A 14,175-nucleotide genomic window follows, 5' to 3' on the forward strand; every position below is an offset into this window, starting at 1 on the left:
CGGGCGCGGGGTGCTCAGCGGGTACGCCGCGGCGAGGCTGCACGGTGCGGACTGCGGCCCCTGGGACGCTCCCGCGGACGTGACGTTGCGGATCGGCGGCATCCGTCCACGGCCCGGCCTGGTCCTGCACCGCGACGACCTGCAGTCCGACGAGATCACCACCGGGCGGGGGACCGCCGTCACCACCCTGCGGACCGCCTTCGACCTGGCCCGATGGGTTCCCGACGAGACCGAGGCGGTGGTCGCGCTGGACGCCCTGGCCAACGCGGAACGCTTCGATCCCGTCGAGGTCCTGCGCCTGCGCCGGCCTCGCACGCGCTCCGGCTCGCGCCTGCCCCGGCTCGTCGAGCTGGCCGACCGTCGCGCCGGCTCACCACCGGAGACGCGGATGCGCCTCGCGCTGGTCCGGGCCGGGCTGCCGCGCCCGGAGGTGCAGTGGGTGGTGCAGGACCCCGTCGCCCGGCGCGCGGTCCGGCTCGACCTCGCCTACCCGGAGCTGCGGATCGGCCTCGAGTACGAGGGCGCGGACCACCTCCGCCCCGAGCAGGTCCTCCGCGACACCGCCCGCTTCACGGCCCTGACAGCGGCCGGCTGGCGCATGTTCCGCTTCACGAAATGGGACGACCCGGCGCGGATCGTCGGGCTCGTCCGCGCTGCGATCAGCACCAAGGCTCTCGGAGCATGATCGAACTACCGTGCTGCTAGTCCCACCAGCCCATGCGACGGCTGACCTCCTTCCCGGCGGCGACGACCGTGGGGGCAAGGTCGTCGAGGCGCTCCGGGGGGAGGCGGTAGGACGGGCCGGCGAGGGACAGGGCCGCCACCACGCCGCCGGTCTGGTCCCGGATCGGGGCGGCGACGGCGTTGAGGCCGATCTCGTACTCCTCGACGACCGTCGCGTAGCCCCGCTCCCGCACCCGGGTCAGGCCCGCCTCGATGGCGGCCCGGTCGCGGAGGGTGTGGTCGGTGAAGCGTTCCGGCTGGTCGAGGGCGTCCTTCAGGGCCGGGGGGAGCTCGGCGGAATCGAGCCACGCGATCAACGCCTTGCCCGACGACGTGCAGTGCAGCGGCGTGATCCGGCCGATCCAGTTGTAGCTCAGGACGGTGGCGGGTCCGCGGGCCTGGTGCACGTTGACCGCCCAGCGCTCCTGCAGGACCGCGATGTTGACGGTCTCGCCGAACTCCAGCGCCAGCCGCTCGCACGCCTCACGCCCCTGCCGCGTGACGTCGAGCCTCCCGGAGACCGCTCCGGCCAGCGGGATCAGGCCGAAGCCGAGGGTGTACTTGCCGCGGTCGATCGCCTGCTCGACCAGCCCGCGCTCCTCCAGGGCCCCGAGCAGCCGGAATGCCGTGGACTTGTGGACGTCGAGCTCCGTGGCCACCTCGCTGACACCCGCCTCGCCCCGGCGTGCCAGGATCTCGAGCACGGTGATGGCCCGGTCGACGGACTGCACGCCGCCATCTCGCGGACGCTCCGTGTTGCTCATGGCGCAACTCTACGCGCCTGCGCTTGACCCGTCATGATCAGCGGTCCACGCTCGCTACGTGCCCGACCTCTTCATCGACGGCGAGTGGCGGTCCGGATCCGGCACCGCCCCGGTGCTGAACCCGTTCGACGCCTCGGTGGTGCGCCACGTGGACCAGGCCTCGGCGGCCGACGTGGACGAGGCGGTGGCCGCCGCCCGGCGGGCGTTCGACGGCGGCCCGTGGCGGAGCGTCGAGGCCCCGGAGCGCGGCGCCCTCCTCCGCCGGATCGCCGAGCTCCTCCAGCGGGAGAAGGAGGAGATCGCCCGCACCGAGACCCTCGACACCGGCAAGACGCTCGTCGAGAGCCGGATCGACGTCGACGACGTCACCGCCGTGTTCCGCTACTACGCCGACCTCGCCGACAAGGACTCCGGACGCCTGGTGGAGACCGGGCAGGCCGCCGTCGTCAGCCTGGTGGTGCACGAGCCGGTCGGCGTCTGCGCCCTGGTCACGCCCTGGAACTACCCGCTGCTGCAGCTGTCGTGGAAGGTCGCGCCCGCGCTCGCCGCCGGCAACACGATGGTGATCAAACCCTCCGAGGTCACCCCGCTGACGTCCATCCATCTGGTGAAGCTGTGCGCGGAGGCCGGGGTCCCGCCCGGCGTCGTGAACATCGTGCTGGGGGACGGGCCGTCGGTGGGCGCGCCGCTGACCTCGCATCCCGACGTCGACATGGTCAGCTTCACCGGCGGGCTCGCCACCGGGCAGTCGATCATCCGGGCCTCGGCGGACACCGTCAAACGCACGGCGGTCGAGCTGGGCGGCAAGAACCCGGACATCATCTTCGCGGACACCGACTTCGAGCTCGCCGTGGACTACGCGATGCTCGCCGTGTTCCTCCACTCCGGACAGGTCTGCTCCGCCGGCGCGAGGCTCGTCGTCGAGGACTCCCTGGCGGACGCGCTGGTGGCCGAAATCGCCGTACGCGCCGCGAAGATCAGGCTCGGCAACGGACTGGAGGACGGCGTCGAGGTCGGCCCGATGGTGTCCGAGGCGCACCGCGCGAAGATCGAGGCGTACGTGCAGTCCGCCCGGGACGAGGGTGCGACCGTCGTGTGTGGAGGGACCCGGCCGTCGGATCCTGCTCTGCAGCAGGGGTTCTTCTACCTGCCCACGGTGATCACCGGCGTCACCCGGGAGTCTCGCGTCGTGCGCGAGGAGACCTTCGGCCCGATCCTCACCGTCGAGCGGTTCCGCACCGAGGAGGAGGCGATCGCACTCGGCAACGACACCGACTACGGCCTCGCCGGCGCCGTGTTCACCCGGGACATGGGCCGGGCCCACCGCGTCTCGCGCGCGCTGCGCCACGGCACGGTGTGGATCAACGACTACCACCCGTACGTGCCCGGTGCGGAGTGGGGCGGGATGAAGCGCTCGGGCAACGGCCGGGAGCTCGGGCCCACGGGCCTGCGCGAGTACCAGGAGGCCAAGCACATCTGGCACAACACCGCTCCCGAACCGCAGCGGTGGTTCAAGGGCTGATCCGCACGTCCCTTCCAGCAGGCGGAGGTACCCGGCGATGAGCACCACGGACAACGAGAGCGAGCACGGCCTCACCGAGTTCGGCTACAGCCAGTCCCTGGAGAGATCGATCGGGAAGTTCGCCAGCTTCGCGGCCGGCGTCAGCTACATCTCGATCCTCACCGGCACGTTCCAGCTCTTCTACTTCGGCTTCGGGCTCGGCGGGCCCGTGTACTGGTGGTCCTGGCCGATGGTGTTCGTCGGGCAGCTGTGCGTCGCCCTCTGTTTCGCGGAGCTGGCCGGGCGCTACCCCGTGGCGGGCTCGGTCTACAACTGGTCCAAACGCCTTGCGGGGCCGACGGTCTCGTGGCTGGCCGGCTGGATGATGTTCACGGCCTCGGTGGTCACGCTGGCCGCGGTCGTGCTGGCCTACCAGGTCACGCTGCCGCAGCTCTGGTCCGGGTTCCAGCTGGTCGGCGACGGCACGGGCGACACGGACTTCGGCTACAGCGCGGTGATATGGGGCGCGATCCTGATCCTGTTCACCACGCTGGTCAACGCGTTCGGCGTCAAGCTCATGGCCCGGATCAACTCGACGGGCGTGTTCATCGAGCTCATCGCGGCCGTGCTGCTGGTGATCATCCTCGGGATCAACATCGTGCACCCGCCGTCGATCCTGTTCGACACCAAGGACCTCGGTGCCGGCCAGCCGGGCGGGTACTTCGGTGTGTTCCTGGTGGCGGCCATCGCGTCCGCGTACGTCATGTACGGGTTCGACACCGCGAGCTCGCTGGGGGAGGAGACCGTCGACCCGCGCAAGACGGCGCCGACCGCGATCCTGCGCGCTGTGATCGCGTCCTTCGTCATCGGCGGGCTGATCCTGCTCTTCGGCATCCTGGCCGCGCCGAACCTCGACGATCCGGAGCTGGGGAAGACGACCGGCGGGCTGCAGCTGATCGTCCTGCAGGCCCTGGGCGGGCCGCTCGGCAAGGTGTTCCTGGTGTGCATCGTCGTGGCCATCACGGTGTGCTCGCTGGCCGTGCACACGGCGGGGATCCGGCTGATGTTCGCGATGGCGCGCGACAACGCGCTGCCGGCCGGCGCGCGGCTCGCGAAGATCGACCCCAAGCGCAAGACGCCCGTCATCCCGGCCATCCTGATCGGCGTCGTCGCCGTGCTCATCCTGGCCGTCAACATCGGCACGCCGGCGATCTTCACGGCGGTGACGAGCGTGGCCGTCATCATGATCTACGTGGCGTACCTGCTGGTCACGATCCCGATGCTGGTCAAGCGGTTCCGCGGAGAGTACCCCGGGCCGCGCACCGACCGGCGGTATTTCTCGCTGGGGCGCCTCGGGCTGCCGATCAACATCGTCGCCGTGCTGTGGGGCGCGGCGATGGCGCTGAACCTGGCGTGGCCGCGGGTGGAGGTGTACGGCGAGGGCGTGCTGAAGTGGATCGCCTTCCTCTTCATCGGGGCGATCGCGCTCGTCGGGCTGCTGTGGTTCCGGCTGCGGGGGCGGCATCACCTCGGGACGCTGCCCGAGCACATGGCGAAGCAGATGGGGGAGGCTCCGTGAGCGAGCTCGCGAGCGAACCGTCAGTACCGGGCTACGACTACGTCGTCGTGGGTGGGGGATCGGCCGGCTGCGCGCTGGCCTCCCGGTTGTCCGAGGACCCGGGGACCACGGTGTGCCTGCTGGAGGCCGGGCCCTCCGATGTGGACGATCTGGCGATCCTGCGGCTCGAGGACTGGATGTTCCTGCTGGACTCCGGCTACGACTGGGACTACCTCGTCGAGCCCCAGGAGCACGGCAACTCGTTCCTGCGGCACGCTCGCGCCAGGGTGCTCGGCGGCTGTTCCTCGCACAACTCCTGCATCGCCTTCTGGACCCCGCGCGAGGACCTCGACGAGTGGGCGGCGTCGGGCTGCGACGGCTGGTCGGCGGACGAGTGCTGGCCGCTGATCCGCCGCCTGGAGACCAACGACGGACAGTGGCGCGGACCCGCCCACCACGGCCACGGCCGCACCGGACCCGTGAACCTCATGCAGGTCCCGCCCGACGATCCGTGCGGCGTCGCGGTGCTGGAGGCGTGCGCGGGCGTCGGGCTGCCGACGGTGCGCTTCAACGAGGGCGTGACGGTCTGCGAGGGGGCCGGGTTCTTCCAGATCAACTCGTTGCCGGACGGCACGCGCGCGTCGGCGTCGGTGAGCTACCTGCACCCTGTGATGGCGACGCGCTCCAACCTGACCGTGCTCACCGACTGCTGGGCCTCCCGCGTGCTGTTCGACGGCCGCCGGGCCACCGGCGTCGAGTACCAGCAGGGGATCGGGCCCGGCCGACGGGCGGTCACCGCGAACCGCGAGGTGATCCTCTCCGCGGGCTCGATCGACACCCCGAAGCTGCTGATGCTGTCGGGTATCGGCCCGGCGGAACACCTGCGGGACTTCGGGATCGACGTGCTGGTCGACGCGCCGGGCGTCGGGTCCAACCTGGACGACCACGTGGAGGGCCTCGTCATGTGGGACGCGGCGCGGCCCATGGTCACCCGCTCCACGCAGTGGTGGGAGATCGGGCTGTTCCACCGCACCGAGCCCGGCCTCGACCGGCCGGACCTGATGATGCACTACGGCTCCGTGCCGTTCGACCTCAACACGGTGCGCTGGGGCTACCCGACCACGGACAACGGTTTCTGCCTGACGCCCAACGTCACCCGGGGCCGCTCGCGGGGCACGGTCCGCCTGCGCAGCAGGGACTTCCGCGACCGGGCCCGGGTGGACCCGCGGTACTTCACGGACTCCGAGGGCCACGACATGCGCGTCATGCAGACCGGGATCCGGCTGGCCCGGCGGATCGCCGAGCAGCCCGCGCTGAAGGACTGGGTGGCCCGCGAGCTGGCCCCCGGTCCGGAGGCGGTGAGCGACGACGAGCTGGAGGACTACATCGTCCGGACCCACAACACCGTCTACCACCCGGCGTGCACGGTGAGGATGGGCCCGGAGACGGATCCCCTTGCGCCCCTGGACCCGCAGCTCCGCGTCCGGGGCGTGGAGAACCTCCGCGTCGCCGACGCCTCCGTCCTCCCGTTCCTGCCCGCGATCAACCCCAACATCACCACGATGATGGTGGGGGAGAAGTGCTCCGACCTGCTGAAGCCGCCATGACACCCGCGAGTCGGCACTTTCCGTAGGCCGAGACACACGTTCACGACGTCGTGAACGTGTGTTTCAGGCTCCCGAAAGTGCCGACTCGCGGGGGTTAGAGGAGGGCGTCGGGGAGTTCGCGGGCGGCCTGGACGAGGCTGGGGCCGTACCAGGTGAGGAGGCGGCCGCTGACCAGGGCGGAGGGGGCCGCGAAGGCCTCGGGGCCGTCGTCGGCGGTGAAGGTGTAGGGCTCGTCGGGGAGGACGACCAGATCGTGGGGCGGCAGGTCCGCGGGGTCGAAGCGGGGGTAGCGCTCGGGGGAGTCGGCCAGGACGTTGTCGATGCCGAGGCGGGCGAGGACGGCGCCCGTGAAGGTGTCCGAACCGCACGCCATCCAGGGCTTGCGCCAGATCGGGACCACCGCACGTCGCCGGGCGGTCGGTGCCGGCAGGGCCGACCACAGCGCCCGAGCCTCGTCGAGCCAGGGCACGTCCTCGAATCCGCAGGCGGAGAGCATGCGGCCCAACGACTCCAGGCCGCCCTCGACCGTCCGGATGTCGGTGACGTAGACCGCCAGCCCGGCCTCGCGCAGCGCGTCGAGATCCCCGGGCTTGTTCTCCTCCTGGTTGGCCAGCACCACGTCCGGCTCGAGCGCGACGATCGCCTCGACGTCCGGGTTCTTGGTGCCGCGGACCCGGGGCACGTCGAGCCCGGCGGGATGGGTGCACCAGTCCGTGGCCGCGACCAGCCGCGTCACGTCCGTCTCCCCGATCGCCTCGGTGAGCGACGGGACGATCGACGCGATCCGCCGGGCCTGCGCCGGAAGGGTGACGGTGCGGCCCTCGTCGTCGATCACGGTTCTCATGGTCCGACCCTCTCACGGGTTCCGGCGAACTCCCGGAAGGCCCGCGCCGCCGGGCTGAGCGCGCGGTCGCGGGCCCAGACCATGCCGATCACGCGCGTCGTGCGCGGGGTCGTCACCGGCAGTTCGACGACGCCGGGCGGCGGGCCGTGGTGCGAGACGGGCAGCAGCGCGACGCCGAGGCCGGCCCCGACGAACCCCCGCATCGTCGCGGTGTCGCCGCCCTCGAACGCCAGCCGTGGGGTGAAGCCGGCGTCCCGGCACCAGGAGTCCACGGTCGTCCGCAGGCCGTAGCCGGGGAGGAAGCCGAGGAACGGCTCGCCGGCCGCCTCCGCGAGCCGGACGCCGTCGGTGCGGGTCGCGAGGTGGTGCCCGGCCGGGACGGCCAGGCAGAGCTCCTCCTCGCCGAGCGCCTCCGTGGCGAGCTGCGGCTCCTGCGGGAGCGGGGAGGTGAGCGCCAGATCCGCCTCGCCCTCGCGGACCCGGCTCACCAGGAGCGCGTGCGCGCCCTGGACCAGCTCGAACCGGGTCCGCGGATGCCGGGCGCGGAATCCGCCGATCAGGCGGGGCACGACGTCCGTGCCGAGGGTCGGGAGGAACGCGAGCGTGACGACGCCGGCCGGCCCCTCCCCGGCCAGCTCGGCGGCCCCGACGGCGAGCTCCCCGGTGGCGCGCTCGGCGGCGCGCAGGAGCGTGCGGCCCTCGCGCGTGAGCCGCACCCCGCGGCCGGCGCGGGTGAACAGCGGCACGCCGAGCTCCGCCTCGAGCCGGGCGATGCCGCGGGACAGGGTCGGCTGCGGGACGCCGAGCTCGTCCGCCGCCCGGGTGAGGTGCTCGGCACGCGCGGCCGCGACGAACCAGCGAAGCCGCGGGGCCACGGCCGTCAGCAGCCTGGTTTCATCCACTTCTGCATCATTCCAGGGCGAGACATGCATTGGACGTATGGAAGCTCGGTTCCTACCGTTGCCCCGTGACCACCATGGGCCTGGAGCGCGGGACGCGGGAGTACCGCCGTCTCGGGCTCGCGATGTGGTGCACGGGTCTGGCGACGTTCGTGCTGGTCTACGCCGTGCAGGGGCTGCTGCCGACGCTCGCGCAGGAGTTCGGGGTGTCCTCGGGGACCTCCAGCCTCGCCCTGTCGGCGACGACGCTGGGGCTCGCCCTCGCCGTCGTCCCCCTGTCCGCGGTGGCGGAGTCGTGGGGGCGCATCCGCGTGATGACGGTCGCGCTCGCCTCGGCCGTCGTCCTCTGCCTGCTGGCGCCGCTCGCCCCGACCTTCGCGGTGCTCGTCGCGATCCGGGGGCTGACGGGGGTCGCTCTGGCGGCCCTGCCGGCGCTCGCGATGGCGCACATGACCCGCGAGGTGGCGCCCCGGTACCTCGGGGGCGCGGTCGGTTTGTTGATCGCCGGCAACGGCATCGGCGGGCTCTGCGGGCGGCTGATCGCCTCCGGGGTCGCGGACCTGGCGGGCTGGCGGGCCGCGCTGCTCGTCGTCGGGCTGGTGTCGCTGGGCTGCACCGTCGTGTTCCGGTTGCTGCTGCCGGCCGCGCAGGCGCCGCCCGCGGAGCCGGTGCGGCTGCGCGACCTGGGCGGTCCGGTGCTGCGGCACCTGCGCGACCGGCGGCTGCTGGGCCTGTTCGGGATCGCGTTCCTGCTGATGAGCACGTTCGTGACGATGTACAACTACCTCGGCTTCCGGCTGCTCCGCCCGCCGTTCGGGCTGCCCGCGGCGGTCGTCGCGCTGATCTTCCTCGGGTACGTCGCCGGCTCGTACACCTCGACGGTCGCCGGGCGGCTCGCCGACCGCCTCGGTCGCGTCCGGGTGCTCGCGGTCGGCGTGGGGGTCGCGGCCGCCGGTGCCTGGATCGCGCTGCCGGGCTGGCTACCGTCCGTGCTGCTCGGCCTGATCGTGCTGACGGTCGGCTTCTTCGCCGCGCACTCCGTGGCGAGCGGGTGGGTGGGGCGCCGGTCCGCCGAGCTGCCCGGGGGCTCGCCCGCGATCGGCTCCTCGCTGTACCTGCTCGGCTACTACGGCGGCAGCAGCATCGGCGGCACGGTGGGCGGAGTGGTCTACGACCACCTCGGCTGGGGCGGCATCACGGCCTACCTCACCGTGCTCCTCGCCGGCGCCCTCGCCTTGTCCCTGCTCACGACCCGTGAGTGGCGATAGTCGCTAGAGCGACTATTGCCACTCACGGGGGGCTACCAGGTCTTTCCCAGGTCGCGGGCCCGGGCGTGGGCGGCCTGGCGGGCGGTGGCGGCGTCGGCGGTGGCGAGGTTGGGGCGGAAATGGATCTCCTCGACATCGGCGATCCCGGCCCAGTGCAGCCAGTCGGTGAAGAAGGTCGCCTGGAAGTCCCGGCCGAACGCGGGGCCGCGCCCGTCGCCGTACACGGCGCTGGTGTAGACGACCACGGCGCGCTTCCCGCGCAGCAGGCCGCGGTACCCGTGCTCGGGATCGAAGCCGAAGACCAGGCCGGGCTGGCTGATGACGTCGATCAGCTGCTTGAGGACGTAGGGCACCCCGGCGTTCCACATCGGCACGCTGAACAGGTACTCGTCCGCGGCGTCGAAACGGCGGAACTCCGCGGTCGCGGCGGCCCAGGCGGCGGCGCCCTCGCCGGAGGGCTGCGCGCCGGCGAACACGGCCATCTTGGCCTCGGCGGCCGGGGGACCGAAGGCGGGCAGGGTGCCGTCCCAGAGGTCGCGGTGGGTGATCTCGCGCTCCGGGTGCGCCTCGGCGTAGGCGTCGAGGAAGGTGCTCGCGAGGGCGAGGGACTCGGAGGCGGCGCCCCGGGGCGAGGCGGCGACGTGCAGGAGGTGGGTCATGGGAGCTCCTCGATTGAAGGTGCGTGCGCACGCATAGAATAGGCATGGTGCGTGCGCACGCACAAGTCCTATGCTGTCGGCATGCCTGACCGAGACGATGCTGGGGTGGCGGCCTGGGCCGCGCTGCTACGAACCCATGCCGCGGTGTTGCGGGAGCTCGAAGGCGACATGGAGCGCGCCCAGAACATGCCGCTGACCTGGTACGACGTGCTGCTCGAGCTCAACGCGGCGCCGGAGCGGAAGCTGCGGATGCAGGAGCTGGGGGAGCGGGCGGTGGTGTCGCGTTCGCGGGTGAGCCGGATCGTCGACGAGCTGGCGCGGGCCGGGCTGGTCGTGCGGGAGAAGGACGAGACCGACAGGCGAGGGAGCTGGGCGGTCCTCACGCCCGCCGGCCGGGACCGCCTCCGCAAGGCGGCCCCCGGCTACCTCGACGGGATCGCGAGGCACTTCGCGGACCACCTCACCCCGGAGGAGCGCAGCACCATCACCGGGGCGCTGGACCGGGTGCTGGCGGCCCACCGCCGCTGAGCGAACGGGCCGCTCGCTCACTAGATGTGAGCGACAGCGCCGCTCGCTCAAGCGGGGGGCGGCTGCTCAGCGGGTGAGCGAGAGTGCCGCTCGCTCACTAGGTGTGAGCGAGAGTGCCGTTCGCTCACCGCGGGGGGCGGGCGGCAGGATGGGCGCGTGGATGCCGCGGTGCAGGAGTACATCGACGCGATCGAGCCGGGGAGCCGGGTGCTGTTCGACCGGGTGGACGGGCTCGTCCGGGCGGCGTTCCCGCAGGTCGAGGTGGTGTTCTCCTACAAGATGCCGACCTACCGGGTCGGCCCGAAAGGTCTGCACGTCGCCGCGTGGAAGCACGGCATCTCGCTCTACGGCTGGAACGGGGAGGCGGACGGCGGGCTCGCGGCCCGCTTCCCGAAGGCCACGAGCGGGCGGGGCACCCTCAAGATCACGCCCGACATGGGCACGCAGATCAGCGACGCCGAGCTGACCGCGCTCATCCGGGGTGCCCTGGCCTCGTGAGTGGCGATAGTCGCCGGAGCGACCATCGCCACTCACGGGGTGGCACCGCTGACCAGGTGCGGCTCGCGGGTCCTACATGTTGCGGCGGTACTGGCCGCCGACCTCGAAGAACGCGTCGGTGAGCTGGCCCAGCGAGCAGACCCGGGCGGCCTTCATGAGCTCGTCGAAGACGTTGCCCTCGCCGGTCGCGACGTCCTGCAGCGTGCGCAGGGCGGCCACCGCCTCGGACTTGTGCCGGGCCTGGAAGTCCGCCAGCCGCTCGAGCTGGCTCTGCTTCTCGGACTCCGTGCCGCGGGCGAGCTCGATCTCGAGGGGCTCCTCCTCGCCCGGCTTGCGGAAGGTGTTGACGCCGACGATCGGCAGCTCGCCGGTGTGCTTGCGGTGCTCGTAGAGCATCGACTCGTCCTGGATCTTGCCGCGCTGGTAGCCGGTCTCCATCGCGCCGAGCACGCCGCCGCGCTCGGAGATCCGGTCGAACTCGGCCAGCACGGCCTCCTCGACCAGGTCGGTCAGCTCGTCGACGACGAAGGAACCCTGGAGCGGGTTCTCGTTCATCGAGAGGCCCCACTCCTTGTTGATGATCATCTGGATGGCCATCGCGCGCCGCACCGACGACTCGGTGGGGGTGGTGATCGCCTCGTCGTAGGCGTTGGTGTGCAACGAGTTCGCGTTGTCGTAGAGCGCGCACAGCGCCTGCAGCGTGGTCCGGATGTCGTTGAAGTTCATCTCCTGCGCGTGCAGCGAGCGACCCGACGTCTGGACGTGGTACTTGAGCTTCTGCGACCGCTCGCCCGCGCCGTAGCGGTCCCGCATCGCCACCGACCAGATGCGCCGCGCGACCCGGCCGATGACCGTGTACTCGGCGTCCATGCCGTTGGAGAAGAAGAACGACAGGTTGGGCGCGAAGTCGTCGATGCTCATGCCGCGCGCCAGGTAGCTCTCCACGAAGGTGAAGCCGTTGGAGAGCGTGAACGCGAGCTGGCTGATCGGGTTCGCCCCGGCCTCGGCGATGTGGTAGCCCGAGATCGAGACGGAGTAGAAGTTCCGCACCTTGTGCCGGATGAACCACTCCTGGATGTCCGCCATCATCCGGAGCGAGAACTCGGTGGAGAAGATGCAGGTGTTCTGGCCCTGGTCCTCCTTGAGGATGTCGGCCTGGACGGTGCCGCGGACGTTCGCGTAGGCGAAGGCCTGCAGCTCCTCGAGCTCGGCCTCGTCGGGCTGCCGTCCCTCGTCCTCCGCGAAGCGAGCCACCTGCTGGTCCACCGCGGCGTTGAGGAAGAACGCGAGGATCGTCGGTGCGGGACCGTTGATCGTCATGGAGACCGACGTCGTCGGCGAGCAGAGGTCGAAGCCCGCGTAGAGCTCCCTCATGTCGTCCAGCGTCGCGATGGAGACGCCGGACGTGCCGACCTTGCCGTAGATGTCCGGGCGGGTGTCCGGGTCGTGCCCGTACAGCGTGACCGAGTCGAACGCCGTCGAGAGCCGCTTGGCGTCCGAGTCCGCCGACAGGTACTTGAACCGGCGGTTGGTGCGGAACGGGTCGCCCTCGCCGGCGAACATGCGGGCCGGGTCCTCGCCCTCCCGCTTGAACGGGAACACGCCGGCGGTGAACGGGAACCGGCCGGGCAGGTTCTCCTTGCGCAGGAAGCGGAGCAGCTCCGCGTCCTCCGTGTACTTCGGCAGCGAGACCCGCGGGATCTTGTTGCCGGACAGGGTCTCCCGGGTGAGCCGCGTGCGCAGCTCCTTGTCCCGGACCTTCGTGACGAGCTCGTCGCCCGAGTAGTCCTCGACGACCTGCGGCCAGGTGTCGAGCAGCTCGGCCGACGCGCCGCCGAGGTCCTGCTCGGCCTTGTGCAGTGCCTCGTCCACACTGGATCCGACGATCTCCTGCGCGGTCCGCAGGTGCTGGCGCACCCGGGCCTTCGCCGCCTCGGACTCGGTGTCCGCGTGGTACTTCCGCACGGTGTCGGAGATCTCCGCGAGGTAGCGGACCCGCTCCGGCGGGATCACCGCGGCGTGGGTGTGCGAGGTCTTCGTGTCGACGCGCGGCAGGCGCCCGTCGTGTAGGACGAGCCCGTTCTCGGCCAGCAGCGCGCCGAGCTCCTGGTAGAGGGCGGTGACACCGTCGTCGTTGAAGGTGGCGGCGGAGGTGCCGAAGACCGGCATGTCCTCCCAGCTCTTGTCGAACGCCTCGCGGTTGCGCACGAGCTGGCGCCCCACGTCCCGGCGCGCGTCCTCGGCGCCGCGGCGCTCGAACTTGTTGATGGCCACGACGTCCGCGAAGTCGAGCATGTCGATCTTCTCGAGCTGCGACGCGGCACCGAACTCCGGCGTCATCACGTACAGCGAGCGGTCGACGAACGGGACGATGCCCGCGTCGCCCTGGCCGATGCCGGGGGTCTCGACGATGATCAGGTCGAACGCGGCGGCCTTGAGCACGGAGATGACGTCGCCCAGGTTCTCCGGGATGACCCCGTCGTTGCCGCGGGTGGCGAGCGAGCGGAAGTAGACCTGGTCGCCCTTGAGGCTGTTCATCCGGATCCGGTCGCCGAGCAGCGCGCCGCCACCCTTGCGCCGGGTCGGGTCCACGGCCAGCACCGCGATGCGGAGCTTGTCCTCCTGGTCGAGACGGAAGCGGCGGACCAGCTCGTCCGTCAGCGAGGACTTGCCGGAGCCACCGGTGCCGGTGATGCCGAGGACGGGGACGCGTCGGTCGGGGGCCTTCGCCAGCACGTCGGCGGGGAGCCGGCCCGCCTCGGCCTGCGTGATGGCCCGCGCGAGGGTGGCGGTCTCCCCGGTGAAGAGGCCGTCGTAGGAGCTCGGCGACTCGGCCGCCAGGTCGACGTCCGTGTCCCGGATCATCGTGTTGATCATCCCGGGAAGCCCCAGGGCCTGGCCCTCCTCGGGGGAGAAGATGTGCGCCACGCCGCGGCTGTGCAGGAGGTCGATCTCCTCCTGCACGATCACGCCGCCCCCGCCGCCGTAGACCTTCACGTGCCCGGCGCCGCGCTCGCGCAGCAGCTCGACCAGGTAGGAGAAGTACTCGACGTGCCCGCCCTGGTAGGAGGACAGCGCGATGCCCTGCACGTCCTCCTGGATGGCGGCGGTGACGACCTCGTCCACGGACCGGTTGTGGCCCAGGTGGATCACCTCGGCGCCCTGACGCTGCAGGATCCGCCGCATGATGTTGATCGCGGCGTCGTGCCCGTCGAACAGGCTCGCCGCCGTCACGAAACGGATGGGGTTCTTCGGCTCGTCAAGCTCGGCCACGGGGTCCTCCTGCACATCGACGGACCCATTTAGTTTGACTTCCTAGTATCGGA

Annotated in this window: 12 protein-coding genes; 7 read left to right on the plus strand and 5 right to left on the minus strand. The window is 71.4% G+C overall.

Annotation, left to right across the window (positions count from 1 at the left end):
• Positions 1–10 precede the first annotated feature (10 nt).
• Positions 11–685: an endonuclease domain-containing protein gene (locus ABD324_RS25785; protein ID WP_344422319.1), complete on the plus strand. Its 675-nt coding sequence runs from the start codon at positions 11–13 to the stop codon at positions 683–685.
• 16 nt (positions 686–701) lie between these two features.
• On the opposite strand, the gene ABD324_RS25790 is transcribed toward ABD324_RS25785, so the two are convergent.
• Entirely contained in the window at positions 702–1,487 is a 786-nt protein-coding gene (locus ABD324_RS25790) for an IclR family transcriptional regulator (protein ID WP_344422322.1), read from the minus strand.
• A 58-nt stretch (positions 1,488–1,545) separates the two neighbouring features.
• Here ABD324_RS25790 and ABD324_RS25795 point away from each other — a divergent pair, with 58 nt between their 5' ends.
• Genes ABD324_RS25795 through ABD324_RS25805 form a run of 3 tightly spaced genes read left to right on the plus strand, consistent with a single transcriptional unit; the run spans position 1,546 to position 6,153 of the window.
• On the plus strand, positions 1,546–3,009 hold the full coding sequence (locus tag ABD324_RS25795; protein ID WP_344422325.1) for an aldehyde dehydrogenase family protein: 1,464 nt from the start codon (positions 1,546–1,548) through the stop codon (positions 3,007–3,009).
• A 37-nt stretch (positions 3,010–3,046) separates the two neighbouring features.
• Positions 3,047–4,567 (plus strand): APC family permease, encoded by a 1,521-nt coding sequence (locus ABD324_RS25800; RefSeq protein WP_344422328.1) that lies wholly within the window; start codon positions 3,047–3,049, stop codon positions 4,565–4,567.
• Positions 4,564–6,153, plus strand: coding sequence for a GMC family oxidoreductase (locus ABD324_RS25805; protein ID WP_344422331.1), 1,590 nt, complete (start codon positions 4,564–4,566; stop codon positions 6,151–6,153). The genes ABD324_RS25800 and ABD324_RS25805 overlap by 4 nt, the downstream gene beginning before the upstream one ends.
• Positions 6,154–6,247: 94 nt before the next feature.
• Here ABD324_RS25805 and ABD324_RS25810 read toward each other — a convergent pair whose 3' ends face one another.
• Positions 6,248–6,997 (minus strand): helical backbone metal receptor, encoded by a 750-nt coding sequence (locus ABD324_RS25810; protein ID WP_344422333.1) that lies wholly within the window; start codon positions 6,995–6,997, stop codon positions 6,248–6,250.
• The gene (locus ABD324_RS25815; protein WP_344422336.1) at positions 6,994–7,899 is read right to left on the minus strand and encodes a LysR substrate-binding domain-containing protein; all 906 of its coding nucleotides are present in this window, start codon (positions 7,897–7,899) and stop codon (positions 6,994–6,996) included. The genes ABD324_RS25810 and ABD324_RS25815 overlap by 4 nt, the downstream gene beginning before the upstream one ends.
• 74 nt (positions 7,900–7,973) lie before the next feature.
• Between ABD324_RS25815 and ABD324_RS25820 the strand changes: the two genes are divergently transcribed.
• Complete coding sequence (locus tag ABD324_RS25820) at positions 7,974–9,164, plus strand: MFS transporter (RefSeq protein ID WP_344422530.1); 1,191 nt, start codon at positions 7,974–7,976, stop codon at positions 9,162–9,164.
• 32 nt (positions 9,165–9,196) lie between these two features.
• Here the strand turns inward: ABD324_RS25820 and ABD324_RS25825 are convergent, their stop codons facing one another.
• Complete coding sequence (locus ABD324_RS25825) at positions 9,197–9,823, minus strand: FMN-dependent NADH-azoreductase (RefSeq protein WP_344422339.1); 627 nt, start codon at positions 9,821–9,823, stop codon at positions 9,197–9,199.
• A gap of 81 nt (positions 9,824–9,904) precedes the next feature.
• Here ABD324_RS25825 and ABD324_RS25830 point away from each other — a divergent pair, with 81 nt between their 5' ends.
• Both ABD324_RS25830 and ABD324_RS25835 read left to right on the plus strand, forming a co-directional pair.
• Positions 9,905–10,351 carry a MarR family winged helix-turn-helix transcriptional regulator gene (locus ABD324_RS25830; protein ID WP_344422342.1) on the plus strand — a complete coding sequence of 149 codons (447 nt, stop codon included), beginning with the start codon at positions 9,905–9,907 and terminating at the stop codon, positions 10,349–10,351.
• Between the two features lie 156 nt (positions 10,352–10,507).
• Complete coding sequence (locus tag ABD324_RS25835; protein ID WP_344422345.1) at positions 10,508–10,849, plus strand: DUF1801 domain-containing protein; 342 nt, start codon at positions 10,508–10,510, stop codon at positions 10,847–10,849.
• 72 nt (positions 10,850–10,921) lie between these two features.
• On the opposite strand, the gene icmF is transcribed toward ABD324_RS25835, so the two are convergent.
• On the minus strand, positions 10,922–14,122 hold the full coding sequence (gene icmF, locus ABD324_RS25840) for a fused isobutyryl-CoA mutase/GTPase IcmF (protein WP_344422348.1): 3,201 nt from the start codon (positions 14,120–14,122) through the stop codon (positions 10,922–10,924).
• Positions 14,123–14,175 lie beyond the last annotated feature (53 nt).

Origin of the sequence: Pseudonocardia ailaonensis (assembly GCF_039531635.1) — a bacterium.
GTDB lineage: Bacteria > Actinomycetota > Actinomycetes > Mycobacteriales > Pseudonocardiaceae > Pseudonocardia > Pseudonocardia ailaonensis.